The sequence below is a fragment of the Streptomyces sp. SCSIO 30461 genome (assembly GCF_037023745.1).
Lineage (GTDB): Bacteria > Actinomycetota > Actinomycetes > Streptomycetales > Streptomycetaceae > Streptomyces.
The window spans coordinates 5743267-5758458 of record NZ_CP146101.1; the positions used below are offsets into that span (position 1 = coordinate 5743267).

General features: G+C 71.5%; 7 protein-coding genes and 1 pseudogene. 4 read left to right on the forward strand and 4 right to left on the reverse strand.

Annotated elements, in window-relative coordinates:
* Positions 1-9 precede the first annotated feature (9 nt).
* The 4 genes and pseudogenes from V1460_RS25790 to V1460_RS25805 all read left to right on the forward strand — a co-directional run.
* Positions 10-828, forward strand: a complete 819-nt coding sequence (locus tag V1460_RS25790; protein WP_338676003.1) for a thioesterase domain-containing protein — start codon at positions 10-12, stop codon at positions 826-828.
* Positions 825-6452: a beta-ketoacyl synthase N-terminal-like domain-containing protein gene (locus V1460_RS25795; RefSeq protein ID WP_338676004.1), complete on the forward strand. Its 5628-nt coding sequence runs from the start codon at positions 825-827 to the stop codon at positions 6450-6452. Before V1460_RS25790 ends, V1460_RS25795 begins: the two co-directional genes overlap by 4 nt.
* Positions 6449-11422, forward strand: coding sequence for an amino acid adenylation domain-containing protein (locus V1460_RS25800; RefSeq protein WP_338676005.1), 4974 nt, complete (start codon positions 6449-6451; stop codon positions 11420-11422). The genes V1460_RS25795 and V1460_RS25800 overlap by 4 nt, the downstream gene beginning before the upstream one ends.
* Positions 11423-11824: 402 nt before the next feature.
* Positions 11825-11965 (forward strand): annotated as a pseudogene (locus V1460_RS25805) (alpha/beta fold hydrolase); the annotation flags it as partial.
* An 8-nt stretch (positions 11966-11973) separates the two neighbouring features.
* Here V1460_RS25805 and V1460_RS25810 read toward each other — a convergent pair.
* From V1460_RS25810 to V1460_RS25825, 4 genes are all read right to left on the reverse strand, one after another.
* Positions 11974-12396: a hypothetical protein gene (locus V1460_RS25810; RefSeq protein WP_338678403.1), complete on the reverse strand. Its 423-nt coding sequence runs from the start codon at positions 12394-12396 to the stop codon at positions 11974-11976.
* A 238-nt stretch (positions 12397-12634) separates the two neighbouring features.
* Complete coding sequence (gene eis / locus V1460_RS25815) at positions 12635-13804, reverse strand: GNAT family N-acetyltransferase (protein ID WP_338676006.1); 1170 nt, start codon at positions 13802-13804, stop codon at positions 12635-12637.
* Positions 13805-13816: 12 nt separating this feature from the next.
* Complete coding sequence (locus V1460_RS25820; RefSeq protein ID WP_338676007.1) at positions 13817-14347, reverse strand: MaoC family dehydratase; 531 nt, start codon at positions 14345-14347, stop codon at positions 13817-13819.
* On the reverse strand, positions 14344-15189 hold the full coding sequence (locus tag V1460_RS25825; RefSeq protein WP_338676008.1) for a CoA ester lyase: 846 nt from the start codon (positions 15187-15189) through the stop codon (positions 14344-14346). Before V1460_RS25825 ends, V1460_RS25820 begins: the two co-directional genes overlap by 4 nt.
* Positions 15190-15192 lie beyond the last annotated feature (3 nt).

Genomic DNA, 15192 nt, shown 5'->3' on the forward strand with positions numbered 1-15192 from the left:
GAGGGCCCGATGACCGACAACCTCCTCACGCTCCGCTCCGGCAGCGGGTCCACGACGGTCTTTGTCCACACCGCGAGCGGGCTGGCCACCGGATTCCGTCGGCTAGCCGGCCACCTGGGAGGCCACGGAACGGTCCTCGCCTTGGAAAACCTGGAGGCGGGGCCGCCGGAACGCTGCTCGGTGGCGGCCCTCGCCGCCGACTACTGGTCGCAGATGGAAGAGCACACCGACCCGCTGCGACTGGCGGGCTGGTCCTTCGGCGGGCCCGTCGCGATGGAGATGGCCACGCTCGCCGAGCAGGCCGGACGGACCGTCGAGGTCGTCGTACTGCTGGACGCCGCGACCCCTGCCCTGCTCGCTTCTCGGACACCGTCCCTCCTCCACGAGATGGCGGCGCTCTTCGAGCTGGCCCCCGGCCTGCTCCCGCCGGACACGGTGGCGGCGACCGTGCCGGAGGCACTGCACGTCGTGGCGGAGGCGCTGCGTACCCTCCCTGCCACGAGGGGCGTCACGTCCGAGGACCTGGAGCCCTTCGCCGAGGTATACGCCTGGCATCTGCGGGCGGCCCGCTGCGGGCCCCGGCCGCGGGTGCCGTCTGCACCCGTCGTGCTGCTCCGTGCCCGGGACGAGCCAGGTTGGTACGACGCGCCCGAAGACCTGGGCTGGTCCGAGGTTCTCGGCGGACCGCCCGAGACCCTCTGGGCGCCGGGCACGCACCACGGCCTGATGGCACCCGGCAACGTGGCCGCGCTCGGTGCAATCCTCACGCCTCTGCTCACCGCTGCCTCCGCCGGAGGGAGCACCCCCGTTCCCGGAGGAACCCCATGACGGACAGGGACCACGACATCGCCGTGATCGGCATGGCCGGTCACTTCCCCCAGTCGGACGGGGTGAACTCCTTCTGGGAGTCGTGCCGTACGGGTGCCGACCGGATCTCCCGCTGGAAGGAGACCGGCAACTCGAGTAACCGGGTGCCAGCCGGAGGTCTGGTCACGGCGCCCGACCTCTTCGACGCCGAGGCGTTCGGTGTAACACCCTCCGAGGCTGAACTGCTCGACCCCCAGCACCGGTTGTTTCTGGAGGACTGCTGGACCGCGCTGGAGGAAGCCGCCGTCGTCCCGGACGAGGAGACGCTGGTCTCGGTGTACGCGGCCGCCGCGCAGAGCCGGTACCGGCCGGCCCCTCCGTGCGCGGACGATGAGAACGGCCGCTACCAGCAGATGATCGCCAATGCGCCCGACTTCCTCGCCACCCGGGTCGCATACCTGCTGGATCTGCGGGGCGAGGCGGTGAATGTGCAGACGGCGTGCTCCTCGTCGCTGGTCGCCGTGCACATGGCCTGTCAGAGTCTGCGCGCGGGGCAGAGCGACGTGGCCCTCGCTGGTGGTGTCTCCGTTGATCCCGACCAGCACCTGGGGTACGTCCACCAGGAAGGCATGATCGCCTCACCGGACGGCTACTGCCGCCCGTTTGACGCACGGGCCAGCGGCGCCGTGCCAGGATACGGCAGCGCCGTCGTTGTCCTACAACGGCTCGGGGATGCCCTGGACCAGGGCCGGACCGTGCATGCGGTCATCCGGGCGACCGCGACTAACAACGACGGCCGGGCGAAGTCCGGTTTCATGGCCCCCGCCGTCCAGGGACAGGCCGAGGTGATCGCCTCGGCACTGGCGGTGGCGGACGTTCCTGCGGAGACCATCGGTTACCTGGAGGCGCACGGGACCGGCACCCGTATCGGCGACCCGATCGAACTGCAGGCCGCGACGGAGGCGTTCTCGCTCTTCACCGACCGCACGGGTTTCTGCGCCGTCGGCTCGCTCAAGGCGAACTTCGGCCACCTCGACCGCGCGGCCGGAGCCGCAGGGCTGATCAAGGCCGTCCACGCGGTCCGCGAGGGTGTCGTGCCCCCCTTGTCGCACTGCGACTCGCCCCATCCGGACATCGATCTGACCGACTCACCGTTCCGCATCCCTGTGGAGACGGAGGAGTGGCGGCCCCCGCATCCCCGTCGCGCGGGTGTCAGCTCCTTCGGGGTGGGCGGCACCAATGCCCACGTCATCGTCGAGGAGCACCTCCCGACGGATGCCGAACGTCCGGTGGACGAGGCCGACATAGACCGACCGCTGGTGCTCCCGCTGTCCGCCCACGGCCCGCGGACGCTGGCCCGCTGGGGCGAGGCATTGGACCGGCGGTTGCACGAGGCACCCGCTTCTGCGGCTCGAATCGCCCACACCCTGGCGGCCGGACGCCGGGCCCGTCCTCTCCGCGCCTCGGTGGTGCTCGGCGGCCGGTACACGGAGGGAAGTCTCGACGCGCTGCCGCCTGTACGGACGGCCGACCCCGAACCCGGAGGTCTCGCGCTCCTCTTCCCTGGCCAGGGAGCGGAAGTCGCCTATGCTCCCGAGGCCCTGATGCGCCGCCACCCTGTCTTCCGGACGGAGATCGAGCAGTTCGCCGATGTCCTCGGCTGTTCGACGACCACCCTGCTGGACGGGGTCGGCGGACGGGACCCGCTCGTGCGGGCCTTCGCCCACCAGCCGTCCCTCGCTGCCGTCCAGGTCGCCCTGGCCCGGCTGGGCGAGCATCTCGGCGCGTCGGCGGCCGTGCTGTGCGGCAGCAGCATCGGCGAGTACGCGGCTGCCCACCTGGCCGGAGTGTTCGACCACGCGGGCCTCATGCGGGTTCTCACCGTGCGTGAGGCGGCGATGGCTGCGACACCGGACGGCCGGATGATCGGCGTCGCCTGCTCTGCCTCGGAAGCGGCCGAGCTGCTGCTTCCCGGTATGGAAGTCGCCGGGGACAACGCCCCCGGCCGGACTCTCGTCAGCGGGCCCGCCGCGCTCGCCGACGTGCAGGTGCGGCGGTTCGGCGAAAGCGGTGTGCGGGCCCGGATCCTGCCGGGACGCATCGCTCCGCACAGTGCGCTGATGGAGGAGGCTGGGGAGCGGCTCGCGCGGGCGGTCGCCGAGGCGCGCCCGCAGGAGGCGACCCGGCCGGTCGTCTCCACGCTGACCGGCACCTGGACGACCCCCGGCCAGCTGGCCGACCCCGAGCACTGGGCGCGTCACCTGCTTCGGCCGATCCGCTTCCGCGAAGCCATGGAGACACTGCTCGCCTCCGGCTGCCGCCACTTCGTCGAGGCGTCCCCCGGTCAGGCGCTCACCATTCTGGCCGGGCGGGCCTGCGACGATCCCGGGCGCGCGGTCAGCCTCGGCGGCGACCCGGACACCGACGCCGAGTCGGCCCTGCTGTCGGCCCTCGGCCGGCTGTGGACCCAGGGCCTCCCGATCGACCTGGACGCCGCCAACGGCACGTCTGCGGAGCGTTTCGTCTCCCTGCCCGCCTATCCCTTCCGGCGCAGGCGCTTCTGGAACCATGTGCCGCCCCGCGCAGCGGTCCCCGCCGCTGTCGGGGTTCCCGACGACACGGGGGCCGGGGATGTGAGCGCGCCGATGTGGCGGCCCGCGCCCCTCCACGTGTCCGATGGCTCTTCGCTGCCCGGCACGGTGGCCGTGTGCGGCGGGGGCGAGCTGGCCACCGCGCTCGCGGAGGCCCTGGAGCGACGCGGTGTGCGGGTCCGTCAGCCCGGTCCCGTCAACACCACGGCCCTGCCGGACGACGTAGCCGACGTGTGCGTGGATCTGACGGCCACTCTGCCGCCTTCCACGGTCGACCTCGCCGACGAGGAAGGGCTCAGGGCGTGGTTGCGCAGGGGGCTGCTGGATCCGGCGGCCGCCTGGGAGAGGTCCGGCGCCTCACGGGTTCTGGCCGTCACTCGGGGAGCCTTCGCCGTACTGCCCGGGGAGGGTGCCGATCCCGCCGTCGCCGCCGTGGTGGGCGCCGTGCGCTGCGCACCCCACGAGCGGGCCGGACTCTCGGTCCGCCTGACCGACCTGGCCCCCGCTGGTGCCGAGGGCACGGATCCGCGGACCGAGGCCGAGTTCTTGGCGGCCGAACTGGTGTCAGACGGTGTGAGGGATAGCGCGCACCGCGGTGGAGTGCGCTACCGGCGCTCCTACGAGCCCGCGGCTGCGACCGGTGTCTCCCCCTTCCGCGACGGCGGTGTCTATCTCGTTCTGGGCGGCACCGGCCGTCTGGGGCCGGTGGTGGCGGCGGCGGTCGCGGCCGAGGTGCGGGCCCATGTCGTCCTGGCCGGACGCCGACCGGGACGAGCCCGGTCGGCGCACGAGGAGCGGCTGCTGGAGAGGGCGCGCGCCCGCGGGTGCACGGTCACCGAGCAGAGCCTCGACGCGTCCGATCCGCAGGCCCTGTCGGGCGCCCTGGACGCCCTGGTCCGCCAGCACGGCAGGGTCGACGGCATCTTCCACCTGGCCGCCCACACCACCATCGAGGACTTCCCCCTCCTCGAGGACCTTGACGAGGACTCCGCGGCGGACGTCGCCCGCGCCAAGGTCCGCGCAGCGGCGCACCTCGTTACCGCGCTGGAGGGCCGGGACTACGACTTCGTCATGCTGTTCTCGTCGCTGTCCACCGTCATCGGCGCGGTGCGTTTCAGCGCATACGTCAGCGCCAACGCCTACCTGGACGCCCTCGCGGCCCGCACGGCCCGTGACAGCGGGCGCCCGTGGGTGTCCCTGGTTTGGGACGGCTGGACCACGGACGGCCGGACGGTCACGGACGGACTCGGTTCGGACGACGGAGCGGCCCTGCTGCGCCGGGCACTCCGCTGCTCTGCACCCGTCCTGGCAGCCACGCTCCGCTCCCCGGAGGAGCGCCTGGACCTGGTGCACGCGGATCTGGAAGCGGTCGCCGAGGCGCGGGCAGCTGGCCTGCGCGGGCAGGGATCGTCCGCGGAGGAAACCGTGGCGCGGACCATCGCCGAGGTGACGGGGCACCTGGCAGTGGATACGGAACAGAGCCTAACCGGGCTCGGTATCGACTCCCTCCAGATGATGCAGATCGCTGCGAGACTGCGGCCCGTCACAGACGGCACCGTCTCCCTGGGGACGCTCCTGGCGGCGGGGTCGGTCGCCGAACTGGCCGCCCTGATGGAGGCCCACTCCGCGGGAGCGGACCCGACGACCGTTCCCGCCGCCCCCGCCGTGGCGGACCACACACTCTCCACCATTCAGGAGCGGCTCTGGTATCTCGCCGAACTCGACCCGAGCAGCCCCGGCTACAACGTGCCCTTCGGGTGGCGGTTGCCGCCCGGCACCTCGGCGGAGCGGGCCCGCGCCGCCGTGCTCGTCCTGCTGGAACGCCATCCGGTGCTGCGCACGGCGTACCGCGCCCGCGAGGACGGGCGGCCCGGCTCCGTCCTGCTGAAGGCCGAGGACGTGCCCGTCGAGGAGGTACGTACAGATCCCGCCGACCCGGGCGGCTCCTTCCTGACGGCCGCCCGCGACGTCGTCGGGCGCCCCTTCGACCTGGGCACCGGTTCGACGCGGGTGCTGCTCGTACGCGGTGAGCAGACGGTGGACCTGGTGTTCGTGTGCCACCACATGTCGGTAGACGCCTGGTCGGTCCGGCTCATCCACGATGACATCAAGGAGTTCCTGGCGAATGGACGGGCCGTCGCACCGCCTGCGGCGGTCTACCGGGACTTCGTCCAGTGGGAGCAGGACCAGCGCGCACATCCCGACCACTCCCCCCGACTGGAGTACTGGCAACGGACATTGGAGGGGACGGTGGCGACGACTCCTCCGGACGATCCGGACGTCGCTCCGGAAGGGCCCGGCCGGGGCGGGGTCGCCGTGGCGACCCGTCTGCTGCCGCGCGGGACTCTGGACCTGTTGCGTGCGGAGGCACGCGGCCGGCAGGCGACGCTGTACACCGCGGCGCTGACCGCACTGTCTCTCGCCCTCGGCTGGTGGACGGGAGAAAGCACGATCGTCATCGGGACCAATCTGGCCAATCGCAGGCGGCCGGATCTGGAGGAGGTCGTGGGCATGTTCGTCGACCCGGTGGTGCTGGTCCTGGACCCGCTCGGCTCGGACGGCCCGGACGCGACTGCGGGAAGCGTGGTGTCCCGGATCAAGGAAAGCTTCACCCGTGCCGTCGCGCACGCGGAGGTTCCCTTTGTGGACGTGGTGCGGGCCGCCGGGCGGGACGGTGCTCCGCTCTTCTCGGTGATCGCGACGATGTTCGATACCGACGCAGGCGGGACCGACCGGATGGCCTCTCTCGACCTCCCGCTCCCGGCAACCGCCAAGTTCCCGCTGGCCGTGGAGTTCCTGCCGCGCGGTGACGGGCTTCTCATCCATGTGCTGTACGACGCCGACCGCTACCGGCCCGCGTCCGTGCAGACCATGCTGGACCGCGTCTGCCACTTCCTTACCTCGTTCGCCGAGCACGGGGCTCAGGCACCCGTGACCGACCCGGCGGCGGGCCGGACCCGCCCCGCCGGCGAGCGCTTCTCGCGCCGCTTCGCCCGGGCGGCGCGGGCGACGCGCGCGGAGGGCATCGACCACCCGAATGGAGCGACCCCGTGACATCCACTGGCGACCGTGATCGCACGCTCGACGGAGCCTGGCAGCCGTATGTGCGGCGCATTCCCGACCGGCCCGCGCTGGTGGACGCTGCGGGCCGCTCCCTGACCTACGCCGAACTGTCCGCCCGTGTCGACTCGGTAGCCGAGCAGCTGTCCGCGCTCGACGTGCGCCCGGGTTCCCGTGTGGCCGTGGTCGGCGGGAGGACGGCGCGGACAGTGACGGCCCTACTGGGGGTGGTGCGGGCGGGCGCTGCGTACTGCGTCGTCGACCCCGCTCTCCCGACCGCGCGCCGGGACATGCTGCTGACCGACCTGCGGCCCGCTGCCGTGGTGACCGCTGCCCCTGACACGGAAGGGGACGAGGACGCCGCGTGCGCGGTGGAGCGCCCGACGGAGGACCTGGGTACCGGTTCCGTGCTGCCCGCAATGGACGGGGACCCAGCCGCGTACGTGATGTACACCTCCGGGTCGACCGGCCGCCCAAAGGGTGTCGTGGTCGGGCACGCGTCTGTGCTCGCCATGCTCGACTCCTTCGACGACCTGGCCCCTCCCCTAGCCCGGCCGGTCGGTACGCTGTTCGCCCCCCCGTCGTTCGACGTGTCCGTCTGGGAGATCTTCTCCGTCCTCACCCGGGGAGGAACGCTGCACGTGCCCGGCCCGGCGGCGCTCACCGACGGCGCGACCTTGTGGGAGTGCCTGACCACACGCGGCATCACCAGCGCATACGTGGCCCCCGGACTGCTCGCCCCGCTCGTCGCCGCTGCACATGCAGCGGCGGACAGCGCGGCCCTCGACCGCGTGCTCGTGGGCGTCGAGCCGATCCCCCAGGGCACGCTGGCGGAACTGACCGCTCTCTGCCCCGGTCTGCGGGCCGTCAACGGGTACGGTCCAACGGAGGCCACCGTCACCGCGACGCTTCACCTCTTCCGTCAAAGCACCGACCCTGCCTGGCGCGTCCCGATCGGCCGCGCGGTGAAGGGCTCGGAGATCCGCCTGGTCGACGAGCACCTGAAGCCGGTCGCCGACGGGACGACCGGCGAGATTATCGTCCTCGGAGCCTGCCTGGCCCACGGCTATCTCGACGCCGGGGACGACACCGGCAGACGGTTCACCGATTCGCCCTGGGGGCGCGCCTACCGGACCGGTGACCTGGGGCGCCGGCTGCCCGGCGGCGCACTGGAGTTCTGCGGACGCCTGGACCACCAGGTCAAGATCAACGGGTTCCGGGTCGAGCCCGGTGAGGTCGAGGCCGTGCTGAACTCCCTCCCCGGCGTGCGCCGGGGCCTGGTGCTGACGGTGGGTGGCGAGGGTCGGCGTCGGCTGACAGCCGCGGTCGAAGGAGACGCCCGGACCACCGCCACCGAGATTCGCGCCCTTCTGGCCGACCGGCTGCCCGCCCACATGGTGCCCTCCCGCGTCCTGGTCGTACCCACCCTTCCGCTCACGGCCAACGGAAAGGTCGACACGGCAACCCTGACCGCCGCCGATCGCGCCCGTCCGCTCGACGGCCCGGTGGCCACCGAGCCGTCCACTCCGGTGGAACGGACGGTGGCGGACGTCTGGGCGGACGTCCTGGGGCTCGACCGGATCGGCGTCGAGGACGACTTCCACTGGCTGGGCGGCACCTCGCTCGACGCCGTCCGGATTGCCGCCGCCCTGCGCGACCAGGGGTTCCCCACCGGCGCCGCGGACATCCTGAAGACGCGCACGGTCCGTGCCCTGGTGACCGCGAACCCGCAGAGCAGTGTTACCCAGAACACGCTGTACGCGGCCGAACCGGGCACCCATCCGGCGACCCGGAGCCAGGAGGGTCTGTGGGCGTGGCGGGAGCTGCACCCCGGTTCGGCGGGAACGACAGTGGTGCACGCAGTCCGGATGGACGGCGCGGTGGACCCCGAACGGGTCCGGTCCGCCTGGGAGACGGTCGTGCACCGGCACGAGACACTACGTACCGTTTTCACCGTCGAGGCCGACGCGCGGCCGCGCCAGCGGGTGACCGCGCCCGGGCCGGTTTCCCTGCCGACCGGGCACGTCCCGGGAGAGCACGCCGTCGAGCAGCGGATGACCGAACTGCTGGAGAGACGCTTCGACGTCACCACCGCCGCTTGGTCGGCCGAACTGCTACTCATGCCCGGCGGGGCCGCCCTTCTCCTAGCCGCCGACCACCTCGTCCTGGACGGGGAGTCCACGGCCGTCCTGGAGAGCGAACTGCTCGACGCATACGACGGCCGGGTCGACGGCGTCACGGAGCCGGTCCCCGGCCCCGTCGCGGCCGCCCGCGCGCCCGCACCGGACCAGGAGCGCCAGGAGGCGCTGACGGACTACTGGCGCACCGCGCTGACCGGGCTGGAGGACCACCGTCCACTCCCCGAACCGATCCGGGCCGATGCCGGCCCGGCCCGTACCCTGCGCATCGACCGGGACGTTCCAGAGGTCGTGTGGCAGGAAATACGGGAGGCCGCCCGCGCCGGACGCACCACCCCGTTCGTCGTGGTGTTGGCCGCGCTGAAGGCGTTCCTCGGTCTGCGGGGAGCCGTCGGCGATCGTGCCGTGACCATCGCCGTCTCACGCCGCGAAGCGCTCGGGCTCCCCCGCTCCCTGGGCCACTTCGTCAATCTGCTGCCGGTGCGCGACCCGGCGCCCCTGGGCCCCGTCACCCGGTTCGACCAATACCTCACGATTGTCCGCGACACCGTTGCCGCGGCACTGGAACACGGCGGGCTGCCGTTCGAGGACATGCTGGACCTGCTGCCCGCCGCAGCCGAGGCGCGCTCCGCCGCAACCCGAGTGGTGCTGGCCCAGCGCGCCCGCGGGGCGACCGGCCCAGACGGCGCGCGCCGGTCGATGTCCCTCTCCAACGCCCTGTATGACCTCACCGTCTTCCTCGACGAGGGAGACGACGGCACACCGACGCGACTGCAATGGGTCTGCGACGCCTCCACCACGCTCGACGGGGGGCTCGACCGGTGCGCCGACGCGTTCGCCGCCTTTCTGGAGCACGCCGTGGCCGCTCCGACGACCCCGTTGCCCTCGCTGCCGTCGCTGTCGGCCGCCGAGCAGGAGACCGTCGCCGCCGCCCTACGTCATACTCCGGCCGCCCCGCTCAGCCTAGTGGACCTGTTCGAGGCACAATTGCGGGACCGCCCGGAGGCGACCGCCGTGATCGACGGCGACAGACGGGTCTCCTACGCCGAACTCGGCGCCCGCGCCAACCTGATCGGTGCCCGCCTGCCCACGGAGACGGTCCGCGGGCGCACACCGGTCGCCGTGGTCCTGGACAAGAGCACAGACTTGCTCGCCGCACTGCTCGCCGTGGTCCGGGCCGGCTGCCCCTATCTCCCGCTCGCCCCGGAACACGCCCCGACCCGGCTGGCGGACCTCGTACGCCGGGCCGGCGTACGGGTCTGCGTCACCCGCCCGGGGCTGCTCGACGCGCCCACCCCGACCCAACTGCCTCCCGGCACAAGGACACTGCTGCTAGACAACAACACCGCCCCTGGGGGTCAGACGCGGGACCTCACCACAGCGCCCGGCACGGCGCCAGGGCCAGAGGATCTCGCCTATCTGATGCCGACCTCCGGCTCCACCGGAGAGCCCAAGCTCGTCGGCGTCCCTCACCGCGCCGTCGTCCGGCTGGTCCACCGGAGCCGGACACTGCCGATGACGGACCGGGACCGGACTTTCCTGGTCGCCAACACGTCCTTCGACGCCGCAACCCTGGAGATCTGGGGCGCCCTCGCCAACGGGGGCACGGTCGTCGTCCCGTCGCGCGCCGAACTGCGCGACCCCGCGCTACTCTGCGCGGCACTCGAACGCCATGGCGCGACCACAGGATTCTTCACGACCACGCTGTTCGCAAGGATGCTGGAGGCGGCGCCCGAACGCCTCGGTCGGATGCGCCACCTGCTGGTGGGCGGTGAGGCCGTGCCCCCCTCCCTGATCGACCACGCGCGTGCACACGTGGGCGAAGGGGTGCTGCTCAACGGATACGGTCCGACGGAGAACACCACGTTCTCCTGCTGCTACCGGGTCACCGGACCGGTCGGACACCTGCGGTCGCTGCCTGTCGGCGAACCGGTCACCGGCTCCGGGGTCGCCGTCGTGGACGAGGCACTGCGTCCCGTGCCGGTCGGGATGCCCGGGGACATCGTCGTCACTGGCAGCGGACTCGCCTCGGGTTACGTGGGCGATCCCGCAGCCACAGCCGACCGCTTCGTAAGACTGCCCCTGGACGGGTCCCCCCGCGCCTACCGCACCGGTGACCGGGGCAGGCTCCTGCCCGACGGAACCGTGGAGTACCTGGGGCGCGTCGACCGCCAGCTGAAAATCCGCGGGTTCCGCGTGGAACCGACCGAGGTGGAAGCGGCGTTGGAAGCCCACCCGGCGATTCGCCGCGCGGCGGCCTACCCGCAGGAGGACATGGGGGTCCGCCGACTGATGTCGGCCGTAGAGCGGCACGCGTCGGCCGGGGCGGACCACGACGGTCCGGCGCTGCGCGCCTGGCTCGCCCGCCGCGTGCCGTCCTATCTGCTGCCCGACCGCGTACTCGTCGTCGACGCCTTCCCAATGACGCCCAACGGCAAGCTGGACGTCCGGGCGCTGATCGCTGCCGGACGTGCCTCCGGTAACGACGAGGCCCTTGGCGTGCGGCCGACCGACGACCTGCACCGCACGATGAGCGAGCTGTGGGCCGAGGCGCTGGGCCTGTCGCACGTCGGAGTCGACGACGACTTCTTCGATCTCGGGGGCAACTCGATGACGGCGCTGGCGCTCGCTGCCCGCATCTCGGAGTCGATGGACCGGCGGGTGCCCCCGCACCTCGTCTGGAGCGCGCGGACGGTTCGCGCGCTGACCGCGGCGATCCGGGAGCACGCGACGCCGGAGCCACAAAACACGGAGGCCGCGGAGCGGCGTGTGCGCCTCCAACAGCGCGCCGCCCGGATACGGGGGCGGTCCGGCGGTCGCGGATGAACGGGGTCCGGCCTTACCCGGCCGTGCCGATGGGTCGGTGGGTCGGGCGTTGTCAGGTTGAGGGATCGTTGGCCAGCAGGTTCCGGATCGGGGCAGGACGGGGCGTGGGGTCCGCGTTGGTCAGGCTCGCGCGGGGACGGCATACCTGGTGTTCTCGGGCATATATGCCTCCCGAGCTACCGCCGCAGGCGGCGGGGAGGACGCTAACGACCTTGGGAGCGATAGCAGCAGTCAGGGTCGGTGTCCCGCCTCACGCTGCCTTGTAGCTGTCGCCGGTTGTTCCCTGTTCCCGGGCTCCGGGAACAGGGCCAGGTGAGACGGTCCGGTTCGGTGTGACACCGTCCGAGTGGCAGGCTGACCTTCGTGATGTCGATATCTGAGTTCGAGCCGATACGTGCAGCCATGACGGTGGACGGGCGCCGCCTGTCCTACCTCGACTTCGGCGGTCCGGGGCAGCCAGTACTCGCGCTGCACGGGCACTTCAATGAGGGCCACACCTTCACCCAACTCGCACGGGCGCTGTTTCCCGACTGGCGTGTCGTGGCCCCCGATCAGCGCGGACACGGCTTCTCCGACAGGGGATGGTTTCGAGCGTACAGAGTGTGCCAGCCATCGGCCGGGTCGATGGACACGGTCTGGACGTCACCGCCGTTGCCGTTGGTGGTGTCCAGCGTCTTGTTGGGGAGGCTGGAGTTGTCCAGGCCCCAGAGGTAGCCGGCGCCTTCGGTGGAGCTGGTGTCCAGGGTGCAGTTGACCGCGTTGGACGCCTTGGCCGTCCACCCGTTCTGGGTATAGGTGCCGCAGCTGATGACGGGCGCGGCGGGCAGTCCAGTGTTCAGGACGAAGGCGGTGTAGCCGCTCCAAACACCGTAGTTGGTGCCGTCATAAGCCCGCACCCGGTAGCGCAGGTGACTGCTGACCGGGAAGGCATTCGCCGTGGGAATCTTGTGGCTGGCGGTGGAGCCGAAGGCCACCGAGGCCGAAGTGCCTGTATAGGTGTAGGTAGTGTCGGCGTAGGCCGGGTCGGGGTGACCTCGAACTGCGCCTTGGTGACGGAGCCGTCGGGGTCGATAACCTTGGCCGAAAGCGTCGGGTTCAGCGACGTGACGTAGCGCTTGCCGCTGTAGGCGTTGGCCTGGGAGGGCGCAATTGGCGTCGAGCTCGGCCAGGTAGTGGCCCCGGCCGATGACGAGGTCGGCCAGGGTAAAAGCGCTAGAAGTGGTCGGGTAGCCAGGGCTCGAACTGTGTCGTGCTGCGGACAAGGGTCGCAAGCGTGTCATCCGATACGGCGTGGACTCCGGCCGTACGGGCTGCGGTGGTGGACCGGTATCCGCCGGCGTACCAAACCGCGAGCTGGCGTTGTGTGAGGGTCACCTGCGCGTGGATGTGAGTGGGAGAGATTTCGGCTGCTCCGTCTTCGATCTGCAACATCCACCGGGCCGAGCCGCCAGCCGGATTCTCGATTTCGATCGGCACGGCAGCGGTGAGGTCGGTAGGCCAGCCGCGGAGGCGGATGGCGTCGGGGGTGTCGAGGATGCGGAGCATCCAGGGGTGCCAGGCTTCGGCGGTTGGGCGGTGGTGGCGGAGGCCGTGGAGCAGAGTGGGGTACGGGGGGAGCACCCCGCGGCGGAACTCGATGGTTCGGGCGCGGGTGTTGTGGCGGCCGAGGAAGGCAAGCATGGCCGCAGCGGTGGGCTGGTCGGCGGCCCAGAAGTCGTGGACGACCAGGATCATGCCGTGGCGCTCGTGTCGTTTGGTCGCCAGGGTGAGCAGGCCGGTAGTGGTGTGGCCGGGGCGAGCGAAACGGTATGCGGTGAGGTTGCTCTTGTCCTGCTTCCACCGGGTCCACCAAGTGGGCCGGTGGACGGGTCCGTTCCATTGCCGGGCGAGCTGCTGCTGGAGGAGTTCGGCTGCGTCGGTGAGACCGTGCTCGACCTCGAAGTCCTCGCTGATGAAGGACCGCCGGAGGTCGTCGGTCGATGTCGCCCAGGCGAGGACGTCGACCGGGGCCTCCCAGCCGAGGCGCCGGGCGTAGCCGGTGGAGGAGGTGACGATAGTGGAGATGACCGCCCCGCGGTCGATGAGAGGGCGTAGTCGATTGGCGGTCATGTCGGCTGCCAGGTGGTCGCCGCGCTCCTCGGGGGCCACGCAGCCGTCGCCGAGGCAGGCGCTGGGGACGGGGGCGCCGCCGAAGAACTGGTCGACGAGGAGGCCGAGGCCGCCGGCGACGACGCGGCTGCCGCGGATGGCGACTTGGAGGTCGGCATGTTCGCGCAGGTGGGTGATATCGCCGATTGGGTGGCCGTAGGCGCGGGTGGCGAGCTGGTCGTACTGCTCCCACAGGTTGTCATCGGCCGGGGTGAAGGTGAGTTGCTGGTTCACGGGCCCGCCCTTCTAGTAGTTGGTGGCGTCGCGGACGGTGTCGGCGTCCAGGGGGACCAGGAAGGTCCGGTTGAAGGCCATGACGTCGGTGTCCGTCTGGTTGTGAGCCGTGGTGTGGCAGGTGATGACGCCGCTGCCGGGGCTGCTTTCCGAGGGGCGGCGGGTGAGGATCCTGGTTTCGGCGTAGAGGCTGTCGCCGATGTGGACGGGGGCGGTGAAGCGGACGCGGTCGACGGCGAGGTTGGCGGTGGTCAGGCCGCTGATGCTGCGGACAGTCATGCCGGCCACGAGGTTGAGGGTGACGCCGGAGCAGACGAGGATGCGGCCCCACTGGGTCTGGCCGCTGTAGTGGGCGTCGGTGTGGATGGGGGCGACGTTGCCGCTCAGGGCCGCTCCCAGCAAGCTGTCGACTTCGGTGACGGTCCGGCCGGGCCGGTGCTCGATGACCAGGCCGGGGGCGAGCTCGTCGTAGGACAGGCCGACGCTCTCGCGGATCCGGTCCTCGCCGATGGTGCGGTAGCCGTGTGGCAGTCCGGGGCTCATGCCGTGCGGTCCGCTTCGGCGATGAGCGCACGGGCGGCGTTGAAGAAGGGGGTGCCGCGCATCTGCCCGTTCACGGTGGTCACCGTTCCGCCGCTGGCGTCGGCGGCTGCCATGATCGTGCGGGCCTGGGCGACTTCTTCGGCGGTGGGTGTGAAGACGTCGTTGATCATCTCGACGTGGCGGGGGTGGACGCAGCCCTTGCCGTAGAAGCCGAGTTCCTTGGCCCGTTCAGCGTCACGGCGCAGGGTGTCGGGGTCGTCGATTTCCCAGGTGGGGGCGTCGATGGCGGGGATGTCCGCGGCGGTGGCGGCGTTGATGAGGGCCGATCGGGCGTAGCGGAGGGCATCCCAGCCCAGGCCACAGCGGACGGCGGCGGCGTAGTCCGCGGAGCCGAAGATGACGCCGCCGAGACGGGGTGCCCTCATGATCTGGGGGAGGTGGTCGAAGGCACGGGGGCTTTCGACCAGGGCCCAGATGTCGGGGGTATAGCCGTCGGCGTCGAGGGCGGCGGCGACGAGCTCGATGTCGCGGGGGGACTCCACCTTGGGGACCACGATCAGGTCGGGCCGGGTCGTGTAGGCGGCAAGGGCGACGAGGTCCTTGAGGCCGTCGAGCGTGGTGAGGCTGTTCATCCGGATGCCGAGGGTGCACGGAGGCTCATCGACGGCGAAGAAGATCTCGGAGGAGGTGCGGGCGGTCTGCTTGTCGGCCAGGGCGACGGAGTCCTCGATGTCGACTACTGCGACCGCGGCGCCGGAGTTTTGCGCGCTGACGAAGCGGTCTGTGTGCAGGCCGGGGGTGATGATCCAGGCCCGTCCGGGCCCGCGGCTGGTGTGAGTCATGGG

What these genes read in the sequence shown, in the direction of transcription:
- V1460_RS25790 (WP_338676003.1), top strand. Translation starts at nt 10, where the DNA reads ATGACCGACAACCTCCTCACGCTCCGCTCCGGCAGCGGGTCCACGACG.
- V1460_RS25795 (WP_338676004.1), top strand. Translation starts at nt 825, where the DNA reads ATGACGGACAGGGACCACGACATCGCCGTGATCGGCATGGCCGGTCAC.
- V1460_RS25820 (WP_338676007.1), bottom strand. Translation starts at nt 14,347, where the DNA reads ATGAGCCCCGGACTGCCACACGGCTACCGCACCATCGGCGAGGACCGG.
- V1460_RS25825 (WP_338676008.1), bottom strand. Translation starts at nt 15,189, where the DNA reads ATGACTCACACCAGCCGCGGGCCCGGACGGGCCTGGATCATCACCCCC.